This is a genomic window from Phenylobacterium immobile (ATCC 35973) (assembly GCF_001375595.1).
GTDB lineage: Bacteria > Pseudomonadota > Alphaproteobacteria > Caulobacterales > Caulobacteraceae > Phenylobacterium > Phenylobacterium immobile.
The window spans coordinates 469,786-483,631 of record NZ_CVJQ01000001.1 but is presented as its reverse complement, the minus strand read 5'-3'; the positions used below and the strand labels follow the sequence as shown (position 1 = coordinate 483,631).

The 13,846-nt window shown below is 66.8% G+C and carries 16 protein-coding genes; 10 read left to right on the top strand and 6 right to left on the bottom strand.

What is annotated here, in order from left to right; genetic code table 11:
* Together BN1313_RS02380 and BN1313_RS02375 are read left to right on the top strand one after the other, a co-directional pair.
* Positions 1–1,230: a multidrug effflux MFS transporter gene (locus tag BN1313_RS02380; protein ID WP_091742163.1), complete on the top strand. Its 1,230-nt coding sequence runs from the start codon at positions 1–3 to the stop codon at positions 1,228–1,230.
* 30 nt (positions 1,231–1,260) lie between these two features.
* Positions 1,261–2,040 (top strand): hypothetical protein, encoded by a 780-nt coding sequence (locus tag BN1313_RS02375; RefSeq protein ID WP_091736059.1) that lies wholly within the window; start codon positions 1,261–1,263, stop codon positions 2,038–2,040.
* A gap of 227 nt (positions 2,041–2,267) precedes the next feature.
* On the opposite strand, the gene BN1313_RS02370 is transcribed toward BN1313_RS02375, so the two are convergent.
* Positions 2,268–3,110 carry an alpha/beta fold hydrolase gene (locus BN1313_RS02370; RefSeq protein WP_091736056.1) on the bottom strand — a complete coding sequence of 281 codons (843 nt, stop codon included), beginning with the start codon at positions 3,108–3,110 and terminating at the stop codon, positions 2,268–2,270.
* 305 nt (positions 3,111–3,415) lie between these two features.
* Between BN1313_RS02370 and BN1313_RS02365 the strand changes: the two genes are divergently transcribed.
* Genes BN1313_RS02365 through BN1313_RS02355 form a run of 3 tightly spaced genes read left to right on the top strand, consistent with a single transcriptional unit; the run spans position 3,416 to position 4,626 of the window.
* Complete coding sequence (locus tag BN1313_RS02365) at positions 3,416–3,601, top strand: hypothetical protein (RefSeq protein WP_091736053.1); 186 nt, start codon at positions 3,416–3,418, stop codon at positions 3,599–3,601.
* Positions 3,598–3,813 (top strand): hypothetical protein, encoded by a 216-nt coding sequence (locus BN1313_RS02360; RefSeq protein WP_091736050.1) that lies wholly within the window; start codon positions 3,598–3,600, stop codon positions 3,811–3,813. The genes BN1313_RS02365 and BN1313_RS02360 overlap by 4 nt, the downstream gene beginning before the upstream one ends.
* Entirely contained in the window at positions 3,814–4,626 is an 813-nt protein-coding gene (locus BN1313_RS02355) for a transglutaminase-like domain-containing protein (RefSeq protein ID WP_091736047.1), read from the top strand. It begins immediately after the preceding gene.
* Positions 4,627–4,842: 216 nt separating this feature from the next.
* Here the strand turns inward: BN1313_RS02355 and BN1313_RS02350 are convergent, their stop codons facing one another.
* Both BN1313_RS02350 and cysS read right to left on the bottom strand, forming a co-directional pair.
* Positions 4,843–5,406: an SRPBCC domain-containing protein gene (locus tag BN1313_RS02350; protein ID WP_245620063.1), complete on the bottom strand. Its 564-nt coding sequence runs from the start codon at positions 5,404–5,406 to the stop codon at positions 4,843–4,845.
* A gap of 1 nt (position 5,407) precedes the next feature.
* On the bottom strand, positions 5,408–6,817 hold the full coding sequence (cysS, locus tag BN1313_RS02345; protein ID WP_091742155.1) for a cysteine--tRNA ligase: 1,410 nt from the start codon (positions 6,815–6,817) through the stop codon (positions 5,408–5,410).
* Between the two features lie 122 nt (positions 6,818–6,939).
* Here cysS and folE point away from each other — a divergent pair, with 122 nt between their 5' ends.
* Complete coding sequence (gene folE, locus BN1313_RS02340) at positions 6,940–7,566, top strand: GTP cyclohydrolase I FolE (protein WP_091736044.1); 627 nt, start codon at positions 6,940–6,942, stop codon at positions 7,564–7,566.
* Positions 7,567–7,591: 25 nt separating this feature from the next.
* On the opposite strand, the gene BN1313_RS02335 is transcribed toward folE, so the two are convergent.
* Positions 7,592–8,467 (bottom strand): DUF817 domain-containing protein, encoded by an 876-nt coding sequence (locus BN1313_RS02335; RefSeq protein ID WP_091736041.1) that lies wholly within the window; start codon positions 8,465–8,467, stop codon positions 7,592–7,594.
* A 45-nt stretch (positions 8,468–8,512) separates the two neighbouring features.
* Here BN1313_RS02335 and hisI point away from each other — a divergent pair, with 45 nt between their 5' ends.
* From hisI to rpoH, 4 genes are all read left to right on the top strand, one after another.
* Positions 8,513–8,905 (top strand): phosphoribosyl-AMP cyclohydrolase, encoded by a 393-nt coding sequence (hisI, locus tag BN1313_RS02330; RefSeq protein WP_091736038.1) that lies wholly within the window; start codon positions 8,513–8,515, stop codon positions 8,903–8,905.
* Between the two features lie 55 nt (positions 8,906–8,960).
* Positions 8,961–9,278, top strand: a complete 318-nt coding sequence (locus tag BN1313_RS02325; protein ID WP_091736035.1) for a ferritin family protein — start codon at positions 8,961–8,963, stop codon at positions 9,276–9,278.
* Positions 9,268–10,266 carry an RluA family pseudouridine synthase gene (locus tag BN1313_RS02320; RefSeq protein WP_091736032.1) on the top strand — a complete coding sequence of 333 codons (999 nt, stop codon included), beginning with the start codon at positions 9,268–9,270 and terminating at the stop codon, positions 10,264–10,266. The genes BN1313_RS02325 and BN1313_RS02320 overlap by 11 nt, the downstream gene beginning before the upstream one ends.
* A gap of 198 nt (positions 10,267–10,464) precedes the next feature.
* Positions 10,465–11,352, top strand: a complete 888-nt coding sequence (rpoH, locus tag BN1313_RS02315) for an RNA polymerase sigma factor RpoH (RefSeq protein WP_091736030.1) — start codon at positions 10,465–10,467, stop codon at positions 11,350–11,352.
* Positions 11,353–11,500: 148 nt separating this feature from the next.
* Here rpoH and dapE read toward each other — a convergent pair whose 3' ends face one another.
* The gene (gene dapE / locus BN1313_RS02310) at positions 11,501–12,643 is read right to left on the bottom strand and encodes a succinyl-diaminopimelate desuccinylase (RefSeq protein ID WP_091736027.1); all 1,143 of its coding nucleotides are present in this window, start codon (positions 12,641–12,643) and stop codon (positions 11,501–11,503) included.
* A gap of 6 nt (positions 12,644–12,649) precedes the next feature.
* The gene (gene dnaN, locus BN1313_RS02305) at positions 12,650–13,768 is read right to left on the bottom strand and encodes a DNA polymerase III subunit beta (RefSeq protein ID WP_091736024.1); all 1,119 of its coding nucleotides are present in this window, start codon (positions 13,766–13,768) and stop codon (positions 12,650–12,652) included.
* Positions 13,769–13,846: the final 78 nt, after the last annotated feature.

Sequence of the window (13,846 nt, the reverse complement as noted above, 5' to 3'; positions counted from 1 at the left end):
ATGACCCATCCGCCAGCCGCCCCGGCGCCGGAGCCCGTCGCGCCGACCCCATGGAAGCTGGTCATCCTGCTCGGGTCCCTGACCGCCTTCGGCACCATGTCGATCGACCTGTACCTTCCGGCGTTGCCGGAGATCGCGCGCGCGCTCCACAGCCGGCCTGGCCAGGTGGAATCCACCGTGGCCGTGTTCGTCGCCGGCATGGCGATCGGACAGATGATCTATGGGCCGGCTTCCGACCGGTTCGGACGGCGCGTCCCGATCCTGGCCGGCATCGCAATCTACACCCTGGCCTCTGTCGTGTGCGCGCTTGCCCCGACCATCGAGGCGCTGATGGCGGCGCGTTTCATCCAGGCGCTGGGCGGCTGCGCCGGCATGGTCATCGCCCGCGCCGCAGTGCGCGACCACTTCAACCATACCGAGACAGCGCGGATGTTGTCGCTGATGCAGCTGATCTCTGGCATGGGGCCGATCGTGGCGCCGGTGCTGGGCGGGCTGATCGCCACCTGGCTAGGTTGGCGAGCGACCTTCTGGACGCTCTTGATCTTCGGCCTGGGGACGTGGCTCGCGGCCTTTTTCTGGCTCAGCGAATCCCGGTCCGCGGAGACCCTGGCGCAGGCGAGGCGCGAGGGGCCTTTCCGCGCCTTCGCCGCCTTGTTGCGACAGCGCCGAGTGGTCGGTTACTGCCTGGCCGGCGCGCTGAACGGCGCCTGCATTTTCTCCTATGTGGCCGCAGCCCCCCTGGTGATCATCGACGTCTATGGCATGTCGCCGGCGATGTTCGGCTGGATGTTCGGCCTGAACGGCGTGGGCTTGCTGCTGGGCGGGCAGGTGAACCGCTACCTGCTGCGCCGCTGGACGCCCGACTTCCTGCTCGCCCGCCTGGGCCTTGTCTCTCTGGCGTTCGGCGTGCTGCTGACGCTTGCGACCTTCACCGGCATTGGCGGCCGCGGGGGCGTATTCGCCCTCTTGTTCTGCACCATCACCAGCTACGGGCTAATGCAGGGCAACACGACGGCGGGCGCCCTGAGCGTCGACTCCGTAAGATCAGGCTCGACCTCCGCCCTGCTCGGCGCATTTTCGTTCGGCGCGGGGGCTGCGGCGGGGACCCTCACCGGCATGCTGTACGACGGGTCGGCAAAGCCAATGGCGCTCGTCATGACCCTGTCGCTGGCCGGCTCGATCGCCGCGCTTTACGCTCTGGCCTTCCGGCGACGCCCGGCGTTACCATAGGCCTAGGACGCAGGTGCGGGGGAGCACGACATGGTGGCCATCGCGGATCGGTTTCCGCAGCCCGCGGGGCGGGATGACGGCTTTTTCCTAGGCGGCGCGCTCGCCATGACCGCGGTGACCATCGCGGGATTTTCGCTGCAACTGGGCATGGGCCGGTCGAGCTTCGGGGCCCCGCCGCTCGTGCACGCTCACGCCGTCGTCTTCATGGGCTGGGTGGCGATCTACCTGCTGCAGACGACGCTCGCGGCCACCGGGCGGATCGATCTGCACCGCAAGCTTGGCTGGCTGGCCGCCGCCTGGATCGTGCCGATGATCGTCCTCGGCGTCGCCATCACCGTGATGTCGGTGCGCGTCGGCCGAGCGCCATTCTTCTTCCGGCCGGCGCAGTTCCTGATTTTCAACCCGCTGTCGCTCTTCACCTTCGCCGGCCTGACGGCGGCGGCGATCGTCATGCGGCGGCGGACAGACTGGCACCGCCGGTTGCATTTCAGCGGCATGGCGCTGCTCCTCGGCCCCGGCTTCGGACGGCTGCTGCCCATGCCCCTCCTGATCCCCTGGGCCTGGGAAGCGACGGCCGCGGTTTGCCTGCTCTTTCCCATCGCAGGCATGGCCGCCGATCTGCGGCGGACCGGGCGTGTGCATCCCGCCTGGACCGTTGGCGTCGGCGTGACGCTGGCCTTGATCGCCGCGATCGAAGCGCTGACGTTCAGCCCTCTGGGTCCGGCGCTCTATCAGGCCGTCACGCGTGACACCCCCGGGGCCGCAATCGCCCCGCTGGCCTTCGCGCACCCGCCAGGACCGCCACCTTAGCGCTCAGTTCAGCGCGTGCTGCGCCGATCGTTCAGCAACACCTTGCGGGTCTGGGGCCGCGGCGCGCCGGTGGAGCGCGCATCATGGAGGTCGCGCCGGCTCGGCGCGGTCGAGGGTTGGGTTTTCATGGGAAGGCCTTTCCGGCCAGGTCCAGCGCAGAGGCTCCGCACCTAGGACGCTCTCAACCTAGCATGTTCCCGGCGACGCCCCGCGCCCATTCTGCGATGCTATTTGCGCGGCGCAGGCGGCACGCTTTCGGCGGTGAAGAACTCGATCGCCGTCGCCTCCGCCACAGGCCGGACGCCATGCACGAACCGTCGCGTCCCGCCAAAGTAGATCAGCATCCGGCCGTTCGGCGCGAGCTGATAGGCCTCGAACATATAGCGAATGAGGACGGCGCCGGCGTTGTCCATCTGGGCGATCAGGATCGGCATCGTCAGGACCGGGAAGACGCTATGCAGCGCGTTGGCCCTGCGCGACTCCGGATTGGCCACCTCGCCCGCGGCCGCGCGATAGGCGTCCTCGGCGCCGGGACGTGACAAGCGCGCCATCATGGCGTCGACCTGGGCGTCGGTGGCGTAGAGGCAGGCGGCGTCGCCGGCGTGCATCTCCATGTCCTCCTTCAGGTGCTCGCGGCTCGGCGGCTTGAAATTGGCGATGAAGTTCGGGGCCTCGATATTCATGCCCGGCGCGTCGAGAAGGACCAGGCGACGAACAAGGCCAGGATGGTCGCGCGCCGTCAGGCAGGCGATCCAGCCGCCGACCGAGTAGCCGAACACATCCATCTCTGTGATGCCCAGGGCGTCGGCGAAGCCTTTGAGCGTATCTGCCCAGGCCTGGAAGGTGGGCTCAGGCAAGGGATCGGACAGCCCCCAGCCGGGGATGTCCAGGCAGATGACCCGGGAAATCGCCGCGAACGCGTCCAGATGCGGTAGCCACATATCGGCGGAGAGGGAAAACCCCACGCCGTGCAGGCAGACCAACGCTCTGCCCTCGCCCTTCTCGATGTAGCGGATCTTGCGCCCGGCGACCTCGACGTAGCGATCTGCGATGTGAGGATCGAGCGACACGAAACACCTCCCGGCAGCGCCATGGTTGATGGATCCGGCGCGTTGGGCGGGAGGCTAGCGCAGCTGACCTAGGCTTCGCCATCGTCACTTTGGGCCATCGGCGGCACGCCTCTGGCAATAGCGCCTCGCGATCCCCATCTAACGACAAGCGCCATCGGGCGCGTGCCGCCACCGAAGCGGTCGAACCTGCCCGATGTGGCGTCCTTGAGACCTTCCATGATCATCCTGGTGTTTGCGTCCGCGCTTTGCGTGCTGGTCGCGCTGTCGCTGCCGCCGCTGTTCAAGCTCCTTGGCTGGTCGCGGCCGTGATCGCCCCGGCGGACCAGGCTCTGTTGCGCGAGAACGCCTATTTGAAGGCGCGCAACGCCCAACTGCAGGACGAGGTCCTGGCCCTGACGGCGGAGTCTTCAAGGCTGCAGCAGTCGCTGGAACGACTGCATGGCCGCAAGGCCGACGTGCGGGCGCCCAACCCGCTGGGTGGCGGCCAATGATCGCCGCGGAGAAGCGAACGGCGCGGGCCATCGAATGCCGCCGGCTGGCGGCCTTGTCGACGGAGCTGGCCGAGGCGAGCACCCTGGACCACGTCCGCGAGAAGCATGAGGCCGCGGCCGCGCGCTGGCTGGCCTTGGCCGAGGCGGATGAGACACTGGGTGAAGCGCGCCTGACCCAGGCCGCCGAACTGCAACAGACGACGGAGTTCTAGGTGCGGCTGCAGACCGGCTTTGCAATCACCTATGAGCTGCCCGCGCCGACCCCGATCCTCTTGATGTTGAGCGTCCACCCGTCGCGCCGGGACGACCTGGAAAATCCCGACACGCTGCGCACGGACCCGCAGGTGGCCGTGCGTCAGTACGCCGACAGCTACGGAAACATCTGCAGCCGCCTGACCGCACCGGCCGGGCGCATCACCCTGGCGACGGACTTCGTGATCCGCGACAGCGGGCTGATCGACCCCTACGTTCCCGAGGCCGCGCAGCATGCGGTGGAGGACCTGCCCGACGAGGCGATCCTCTACCTCCTGGGCAGCCGCTATTGCGAAACCGACCGGCTGAGCGCGATCGCCTGGTCGCTGTTCCAGGCCACGCCGCCAGGCTGGGCGCGGGTTCAGGCGATCTGCGACTACGTGCACAATCACATCGTCTTCAACTACGCCAACGCGCGTCCGGACAAGACAGCCCACGACGTCTGGGTCGAGGCCACCGGCGTCTGCCGGGACTACGCCCACCTGGCCATCGCCTTCTGCCGGAGCATGAATATCCCGGCGCGTTACTGCACCGGCTACCTCGGCGACATTGGCGTCCCGGTCGTCGGCGTCATGGATTTCAGCGCTTGGTTCGAGGTTTACCTGGGCGGCGAATGGCGCACCTTCGATGCGCGCAACAACATGCCGCGCATGGCCCGCGTCTTGATCGCCCGCGGCCGCGACGCCGTCGACGTGCCGATCGCCCAGACCTTCGGGAACGCCGCCCTCGTCGGGTTCGAAGTCACGAGTCTGGAAGCCCCGCCTGCGCCCTAGGCCGACTGGCCCCGGAACATCGCCGCGCGCCGGGCGGTTTGGCCCTCAGTGGGTGAGAGATGAGGGAACGGTTCATGACCGTTTACACCGGGACCAACGGCGACGACATGAGCGTCCGTATCGACGGCTTCAAGATCAACTTCCATTCAAGCGACTTCGTGCTGTGACAGCGCGGCGGTCCCTTCGTCAGCAGACGCTCGCGCGACCGCGCGGGGATCAATCACCCTGCGGCTTGGCCCAGTCCGCCTCAGCGCGGATTTTCAGCGCCTCGTTCATCGCCGCGAAGCCCTGCTTGTAGAACCCGCCGGTCTGGCTGGCCGCCGTCTTGCCCAGAAAGCCGCCAATGATCGCCCCGACGGCGACGATGCAGCCGACCTCGGCCAGGCTGTCGATTTCGACATAGTGAATCGTGCGCACGAGACCGCGATTGCTGGAGACCCGCCAGTGCAGCTGCTCGCGCGGGACCCATTCCAGCACCGTCCCATCGATCCGCTTGGTTCCGCCGTTGGGCAGCGCCAGGTCGATGTTGAGCGCACCGCCCAGGCGGATCTGGCCGTCGGCGCGGAGAAAGAACGGGTTCCATTGCGGCCAGGTCGCGGTGTCGTAGATCAGGTTCCAGATGGTCTCGGCCGGCGCCTGGATGCCGACGCGCGATTCCAGCCGGACGCCCTTCGGGCCGACTGGCGCCGGCGGCTTCTTCAGGCCCCCGCCGGGCTGGGCGGCGACGCCGCGAGACCCGAAGATTCCGGCCTTAAGCTGGGGGGTCGGACTGATCGGCATGTCAGGCCTGCTCCTTGATCCGCCAGGACGCGCCGGAAGCGGCGTCCATCACCTCGACATTCAACGCGGCCAGCTCGTCGCGGATGCGATCGGCGGCGGCCCAGTCCTTGGCGGCGCGCGCGGCGGCGCGGTCGGCCAACAGAGCCTCGACCCTGGCCTTGAAGCCATCGTCGGCGCCCATCTGGAACCAGGCCTGCGGGTCGGCCTCCAGAAAGCCCATCAGCCGGCCGCCGGTCAGCAGGCAGTCTCGGGCGTCGAGAGCGGCGTCGCGGTCCTTGGACATCAACGCAGCGCGCAGGGCGTCGGCCAGTTGGAACAACGCGGCGAAGGCGCCGGGGGAATTGAGGTCGTCAAGCAGGGCTTCACCCACCGGGCCGAGATCGTCCTCCTCGCGGACCACCTTGTCGGCCAGGATGCGGTTGGCGTCATCGAGCACGCGGTAGAGTCGGTCGAGCGCGCTGCGCGCCTGGTCGAGCACCGATCCCGTCCACTCCAGGGGTTGGCGGTAATGCCCTGAGAGCAGCGCCCAGCGCAGCGCTTCGCCCGGGTGGGACTTCAGAAGATCATGGGCGAGCGCGACGTTGCCGACGCTCTTGGACATCTTCTCTTCGCCCATGTTGAGGAAGCCATTGTGCATCCAGACCCCGGCGTACTCGCCGTGCCCGTGGCCGGCGCAGACACCCTGGGCCAACTCGTTCTCATGGTGCGGGAAGACCAGGTCGATCCCGCCCCCATGGATGTCGATGGGCAGGCCGAGGATCTTCTCGATCATCGCGGTGCATTCGATGTGCCAGCCCGGTCGTCCTTGGCCCCAGGGACTGTCCCAGAGCGGTTCGTCCGGCTTGGAGGGCTTCCACAGGACGAAGTCGGCGGGATGGCGCTTGTAAGGTGCGACATCGACCCGGGCGCCCGCGATCATGTCGTCCAGCGGCCGGCCCGACAGCTTGCCGTAGTCCGGGAAGGCCTGGGTGTCGAAGAGCACATGGCCCTCAGCCGCATAGGCCGCGCCGCGGTCGACGAGGTCTCCGATCATGGCGACGATGGCGTCCATGGTCTCGGTCACGCGGGGTTGGAAGGTCGGGCTGAGGGCGCCGAGCGCCTTTGCGTCGGCGTTATAGGCGGCGAGAAAGCGGTCGGCTACGACGCCGATCTCGACACCCTCTTCGGCGGCCTTCCTGTTGATCTTGTCATCGACGTCGGTGACGTTGGCGGCGTAGATCACTGCGTCGGGTCCATACAGCCGCCGCAGCAAGCGGAACAGCAGGTCGAACACCACGACCGGGCGGAAATTGCCGATGTGGGCGTAGTTGTAGACCGTCGGCCCGCAGACGTAGAGCGTCACGCGGTCCGGATTCGTCGGATTGAAGGGCCGCTTTGAGCGGGCCATCGTATCGTACAGTGTAAGTTTCATCGAGCCGGGATCTGTCATGGAGTTGCCGGGGAGGCCATTGGCCCCATATACAGGCCGCCCACGGGGGAAGCCACGGCGCCCGTAAGACCCTGCCAGATAGACTTTGCTAGATCGGAACTCCTATGGACGCTCCCGCCCGGGCACCCGCCCCCCACGCCAGCCTCGACCTGGACGCCGTGCGCCGGCCGACCCGCGAAGAAGCGATGGAAGCGGTCCGCACCCTGATCGCCTGGGCCGGCGACGACCCGCGCCGCGAAGGCGTGCTGGATACGCCCAAGCGCGTGGTGGACGCCTATGGGGATTGGTTCGAGGGCTATCGCGCCGATCCGGCCAAGGAACTGTCGCGCACCTTCGAGGACGTCCAGGGCTACGACGACATCGTGATGTTGCGCGACATCGAGGTGGAGAGCCACTGCGAGCACCACATGGCGCCGTTCCTGGGCAAGGCCTACGTCGCCTATATGCCGACGAACCGCGTGGTCGGCATCTCCAAGCTGGCCAAGGTCGTCGAGATCTTCGCCCGGCGCCTGCAGACGCAGGAAACCATGACCCAGCAGATCGCCGACGCCATAACCGACAGCCTGCGCCCCGCCGGCGTCGCCGTGCTGATCGACGCGGCCCACCAGTGCATGACCACCCGCGGCGTCCACCACCGGCACGTCACGACCATCACCACCCAATTCACCGGTGTCTTCAAGACGGACCCGACCCTGCGCCAGCGCTTCCTGGATTTTGCAAACCGGAAGTGAGGACGCCGCTTGCCGCGCATCCCCCTTAGCTAAGCGGGTTCGTGGCCGCGCCTTGACCGGGGGAACGTGGCCTGTGGACGATCGTCACCAGGACGAAGCTCAGCATCATCAGCAGATACCAGGCGCCGAGTTTGGCCGGCGAGACGAGGGTCCAGCCGGCCCGCTGACTGGGATAGGTCCAGGCCCCGGCGAACGTCGCGATGTTCTCGGCGAGCCAGACGAACAGCGCGACAAGGGCGAAGCCTGCGAGCATGGGCATCCGGCGTGGGATGCGGCCCGGCGTAAAGACGAACCAGGCGCGGCCGAACAGCACCGCCGACAGAGCGTAGAGACCGATGCGGATGTCGGGAAGGTAGTGGTGGGCGAAGAAGTTGGCGTAGGCCAGGATCGCCAGCAGCCACGGCCCCCAGAGCGGCGGATAGCGGATGAAACGTAAGTCCATCAGCCGCCAGGCGCGGGCGATATAGGAGCCGACCGACGCATACATGAAGCCGGCGAACAGCGGCGCGCCGCCGATGCGGAAGATCGCAGCTTCCGGATAGGTCCAGGAGCCATGGGCGGTTTTGAAGACCTCCATGGCTGTGCCAACGAGGTGAAAGACACAGATCACCGCCGCCTCGTCCCAGCGCTCCAGCCGAGTCGCCAGCAACAGGCCCTGCAGCGCGAAGGCGCCGAGGAATAAGGCGTCGTAGCGGGCGAGGACCGCGTCGGCGGGCCAGAACAGATTGGTTGCGACAAGCATGGCCAGCATCGTCGCGCCGAACAAAGAAGCCCACGCCTGCTTCAGGCCGAACAGCAGGAATTCGTAGGCGTAGCCGCGCAAAGGGCTCTTCGCGGCCCACGGCCGAGCGGCGGCGTCGAAGGCCAGAACACGGGCCTTGATGCGGTCCTTCAGACTCATGGCCCTGGGTAGCGCAGCGCGGGTTATCGGCGCCATAAGACGTCCATGACCACCTATCCTACCGCCCTCGACAAATACGCCCTGGAGCACGGCGCGGAGATCGCGCCGCAATTCGATGACAACGGCCTGATCGCCGCGGTCGCCACCCATGCCGAGACCGGCGAGATCCTGATGTTCGCCTGGATGAACGCCGACGCCCTGTCGCTGACCTTGGCCACGGGCGAGGCCCACTATTGGAGTCGCTCGCGGGGTGAGCTTTGGCGCAAGGGCGAGACCAGCGGCCAGATCCAGCGGGTCGTCGAGACGCGGATCGACTGCGACCAGGACTGCGTCTGGATCAAGGTGCTGCCGCAGGGCGACGGCGGCGCCTGCCACACGGGCGCGCGATCCTGCTTCTACCGCGTGGTGGAGAATGGCGCCTTGATCGAACGGGCCTGAGGCCCAAGAGCTTGACCTTGCGTTATGCTGCGAACGCCAGAGTGGGAGATTTTTGATGGCCAGTGAGACCCTGCACGTTCCGCGCGAGAAGCTGAGCGCCAAGACTTTGAACATGCACTACGCGATCACCTCGCTGATGGAGGAGTTCGAGGCCGTCGACTGGTACCGCCAGCGCGCCGACGACTGCGACGATCCGAGCCTCAAGGCCATCCTGCTGCACAACGCCAGGGAGGAGCTCGAACACGCGGCCATGGTGCTGGAGTGGATCCGCCGCAACGATGAGGAGACCGACGCGCAGCTGCGCGAGTATCTGTTCAAGGCAGGCTCCATCACGGGCCACGAGGAAGAAGCCACCGAGAAGAATGGCCTCTGAAGGTCCCGATATCGAAGAGGACGACGCCGGCGAGTTTCTGACCATTGCGGTTGGGGCCGGGGACGCCGGCGGACGCCTGGACAAGACCTTGGCCGGCCTGACCGAGGCGCTCTCGCGCGCGCGCATCCAGGCGCTGATCGCCGAGGGCAAGGTCGGCTTGGGTGAGGCGGTGCTGACCGATCCTTCGGCCAAGGCGGCGGCGGGCGACTACCGGATCACCGTGCCGCCGCCGGCGCCGGCGGAACCCTTATCGGAGCCCATCGCACTCGACGTCCTGTTCGAGGACGAGTTCCTGATCGTCGTGAACAAGCCCGCAGGCATGGCCGTTCACCCCGCCCCGGGCAGCACCTCCGGCACCCTGGTCAACGCCTTGCTTCACCACTGCGGATCCAGTCTCTCCGGCGTCGGCGGCGTGGCGCGGCCCGGGATCGTCCACCGGATCGACAAGGACACCTCGGGCGTGCTGGTCGTCGCCAAGACCGACGCCGCCCACCAGGGGCTGTCGAAGCTGTTCGCCGCCCACGACATCGACCGCGCTTACATGGCCCTGACCCGAGGCGCGCCGCATCCGGCCCGCGGCGTAATCGAGGGCGCGATCGCCCGGTCGGCCAGCGACCGAAAGAAGATGGCGATGGTGAAGACCGGCGGTCGGCACGCCATCACCCATTATGCTGTAGAGCGCCAGTTCGGCCCCGAGGCCCGGCCCACAGCCGCCCAGGTGGCGCTGACGCTCGAAACCGGCCGGACCCATCAGATCCGCGTACACCTGGCGTCGAAGGGAACCCCCTGCCTGGGGGACCAGACCTACGGGTCTGGCCCGCCGGCCGAACCGGTCAGGGCGGCCATGACCGCGGCCGGCCTGGCCCGTCAGGCGCTGCATGCCCGCGTGCTGGGCTTCGTTCACCCGGTGACTTGGGAGCCCATGAGGTTCGAAGCCGAACCACCCGCCGACATGGCTGAGCTCATAGTCCTTCTGGAAGCCTTATAAGAAACCCGGCCTTGATGGCACCGCACTCGAAGTCCATAAATCCCGACAATGGCAGTCGGATATTGAGCCCGCCACCCAGCTCCACCGTGGCCTTTCGCAATCGCAACTGAATACCCATCTGGTCAGTTGTGGGGGGCGGAGGCCACGCGAGGGGGCTCGCGACGGCTCGATGCATCCGGGAATTTGAAGGGGTAAACCATGGCCGCGAACGCGCTTGCCGTGATGACGCCGGAAGGCGGTCTGAGCCGGTATCTATCTGAAATCCGTAAGTTTCCGATGCTGACCAAGGACCAGGAGTTCATGTTCGCCAAGGCGTGGCAGGAACATGAAGACTCCGAATCCGCCCACAAGCTGGTCACCAGCCACCTGCGTCTCGTGGCCAAGATCGCCATGGGCTATCGCGGCTACGGCTTGCCGATCGGCGAGGTGATCTCCGAAGGCAACGTCGGCCTGATGCAGGCCGTAAAGAAGTTCGATCCCGATCGAGGCTTCCGCCTGGCGACCTACGCCATGTGGTGGATCCGCGCCTCGATCCAGGAGTACATCCTGCGCTCGTGGAGCCTCGTTAAGATGGGCACGACCGCCGCCCAGAAGAAGCTGTTCTTCAACCTGCGGAAGGCCAAGTCCGAAATCTCGGCCTTGCAGGAGGGCGACCTGCGCCCCGACCAGGTCGAGTTCATCGCCACCAAGCTAGGCGTGCAGAACGACGAGGTCATTTCGATGAACCGTCGGCTTTCGGGCGGCGACTCTTCGCTGAACTCGCCGATGCGCGCCGATTCCGAGAGCGAATGGCAAGATTGGCTGGTCGATGACAAGACGCCGAGCCAGGAGACTGTGGTCGCCGATAACCAGGAGACGGACCTACGCCGCACCCTACTGGAAGCGGCGATGACTGAGCTGACGGATCGGGAGAAGCACATCCTGACCGAGCGCCGCCTGAAGGACGACCCAACCACTCTGGAAGAGCTCGCCTCGCAATACGGCGTCAGCCGCGAGCGCGTCCGCCAAATCGAGGTGCGGGCCTTTGAAAAGCTGCAGAAGTCGATGCGGGCGGCGGCGGAAGCCAGGAACCTGATCGACGCTTAGGCCATCACACCAGACGTCATTGCCGGACTTGTTCCGGCAACCCGTGAACATTGAAGATTGCCAGGAAGGCGCGGCGGCGACGCTCGCGCCTTCTTCTTTCGGCGCGGAGATCATGGGTCACCGGGACAAGCCCGGTGATGACGATCGTTTAGGCGAACGCCACGTAATACCGCTGGATGATCGTGCGGTAGACCTGCTCCAGCGCGCGGATCTCGGCGACCGGAGCCTGTTCGTTCACCGCATGCAGGGTCTTGCCCACCAGGCCCAGCTCCACCACCGGACAGAGCGAGCGGATGAAGCGCGCATCCGAGGTGCCGCCGGAGGTCGAAAGCTCCGCGTCACGGCCGGACACAGCCTTGAAGGCCCCGGCGACCAGGGCGGTGAAGTCGCCTGGCGCCGTGAGGAACGCCTCGCCGCTGATGGTCGGCGTCACCGTGACCGTTCCGGAGAACCCCGCGCCCGCCGCCGCGGCCTCAGAAGCAATCCACTCGGCCAGCGATTGGCCGGTATGGCCGGGGTTGAAGCGAATGTTGATCCGACCCTTCGCCCGCGCGGGAATGACGTTGGTCGCGGTGTTGCCCGTGTCGATCGTGGTGATCTCAAGGTTCGAAGGCTGGAACCCCAGGAACCCGTCGTCGAGCTTGCGCGCCGTCAGCCGGCCGAGAATGTCCACCAGGATCGGCAGGGGGTTCGCCGCCTTGTCGGGATAGGCGACGTGGCCCTGCCTGCCCTCGACCAGGATCTCGGCGTTGATCGAGCCGCGCCGACCTATCTTGATCATGTCGCCGAAGGTCTCCGCCGAGGTCGGCTCGCCGACGACGCAGTGATCGACCCGTTCGCCTTCGGCGATCAGAGCCTCCACCACCTTCTTGGTCCCGTCGACCGAGGGGCCTTCCTCGTCGCCGGTGATCAGCAGCGAGATGGAGCCGGTGATCTCGCCAGCTTCCACGGCGGCCACGGCCGACGTCACAAAGGCGGCGATTGCGCTCTTCATGTCGCACGCGCCGCGGGCCACCAGAACCCCATCCTCGATCGCTGCGGCGAACGGATCGACCCGCCAGTCTGAGAGGTCGCCCACCGGCACGACATCGGTATGGCCGGCGAAGCAGAGGTTCGGCCCCTCGGTCCCGTAGCGCGCATAGAGGTTCTCGATGACGCCGTACTTCATGCGCCGGCAGACGAAGCCGGCGCGCGCCAGTTCAGCCTCGACAAGGTCCATCGCGCCCTCGTCGGCAGGCGTCACCGACGGCCGCCGGATCAGCGTCCGCGTGAACTCAACAACGTCGAGCATGAAGGATCAGACCCGGAGCGGCATCAGGATATAGCGGACGTCAGCGTCGGCTGGGTCCAGCACCAGGGCCGGATCGTTCGGCCCGCCGAAACGCATCTCGATGGTCTCGCCGGAGATCTGGTCGGTGATATCCATCAGGTAGCGGGCGTTGAACGACAGTTCGAAGGCGTCGCCGTCGTAGTCGATCTCCAACTCCTCGACGGCCTGGCCGGCCTCCATGTTGCGCACCGTCAGCACGCACTTGCCGGACTCGATGGCCATGCGCACCGAACGGCTCTTCTCGGCCGAGATGGTGGCGACGCGGTCGATCGCCTGGGCCAGCAGCTTGGCGTCAGCCATCACGATACGGGTGTTGTCGCGGGGGATCACCCGGCCATAGTCGGGGAAGTTGCCGTCGATCACCTTGGAGGTCAGCGCGGCGCCGGCGAATTCGAAGCGGACCTTCTGGGGACTGATGCGCAGCTCGACGCTCTCGCCGGCGTCATCCAGCAGGCGCCGCGCCTCGGCGATGGTCTTGCGGGGGATAATGATCCCCGGCGAGCCCGCCGCGCCTTCGGGCGCTAGCATCTCGGCCAACGCCAGGCGGCTGCCGTCAGTGGCCACGGCGCGCAGCTTCTGCACGCCGTCCTCGACCACCGTGTGCAAGTAGAGGCCGTTCAGATAATAGCGCGTCTCCTCCGCCGAGATGGCGAAGCGGGTCTTGTCGATGAGGCGCAGAAGGTCGGTCACATCGACGGTGACCCGGCCCGAAAGGCCATCCGACGACATCACAGGGAAGTCGCCGGCCGGCAGGACCGGCAGGTTGAACCGCGAGCGCCCGGCCTGGATCGTCAGGCGCGGATCCTCCCCGGTGAAGCTCAGAGAGACATCGGCGCCTTCGGGCAGCTTGCGGACGATCTCATAGAGGGTGTGCGCGGGCGCGGTGATCTGGCCGGGCTGGTCCACCTGGGCGAAGGCCTCGTCGATGATCTCCATGTCGAGATCGGTCGCCGAAAACGTCAGGCGCTCACGCTCGGCTGAGAGCAGCACGTTCGACAAGATCGGAATCGTATTGCGACGCTCTACGGCGCTCTGCACATGGCCCAGCGCCTTCAAGAGGGCGGCCCGTTCGATCGTCAGCTTCATATCGCGTCCCGACTGGCGAAAGGGCGCGGCGAATCACGCCTTTCCGCCCTATCCCCCGGCTGAAAAGGACTGCCGAGA

Coding starts and splice junctions, on each gene's coding strand:
- BN1313_RS02380 (WP_091742163.1), top strand. CDS start 1: ATGACCCATCCGCCAGCCGCCCCGGCGCCGGAGCCCGTCGCGCCGACC.
- BN1313_RS02375 (WP_091736059.1), top strand. CDS start 1,261: ATGGTGGCCATCGCGGATCGGTTTCCGCAGCCCGCGGGGCGGGATGAC.
- BN1313_RS02360 (WP_091736050.1), top strand. CDS start 3,598: ATGATCGCCGCGGAGAAGCGAACGGCGCGGGCCATCGAATGCCGCCGG.
- BN1313_RS02350 (WP_245620063.1), bottom strand. CDS start 5,406: ATGCCGATCAGTCCGACCCCCCAGCTTAAGGCCGGAATCTTCGGGTCT.
- cysS (WP_091742155.1), bottom strand. CDS start 6,817: ATGAAACTTACACTGTACGATACGATGGCCCGCTCAAAGCGGCCCTTC.
- folE (WP_091736044.1), top strand. CDS start 6,940: ATGGACGCTCCCGCCCGGGCACCCGCCCCCCACGCCAGCCTCGACCTG.
- BN1313_RS02335 (WP_091736041.1), bottom strand. CDS start 8,467: ATGAGTCTGAAGGACCGCATCAAGGCCCGTGTTCTGGCCTTCGACGCC.
- hisI (WP_091736038.1), top strand. CDS start 8,513: ATGACCACCTATCCTACCGCCCTCGACAAATACGCCCTGGAGCACGGC.
- BN1313_RS02325 (WP_091736035.1), top strand. CDS start 8,961: ATGGCCAGTGAGACCCTGCACGTTCCGCGCGAGAAGCTGAGCGCCAAG.
- BN1313_RS02320 (WP_091736032.1), top strand. CDS start 9,268: ATGGCCTCTGAAGGTCCCGATATCGAAGAGGACGACGCCGGCGAGTTT.
- rpoH (WP_091736030.1), top strand. CDS start 10,465: ATGGCCGCGAACGCGCTTGCCGTGATGACGCCGGAAGGCGGTCTGAGC.
- dapE (WP_091736027.1), bottom strand. CDS start 12,643: ATGCTCGACGTTGTTGAGTTCACGCGGACGCTGATCCGGCGGCCGTCG.
- dnaN (WP_091736024.1), bottom strand. CDS start 13,768: ATGAAGCTGACGATCGAACGGGCCGCCCTCTTGAAGGCGCTGGGCCAT.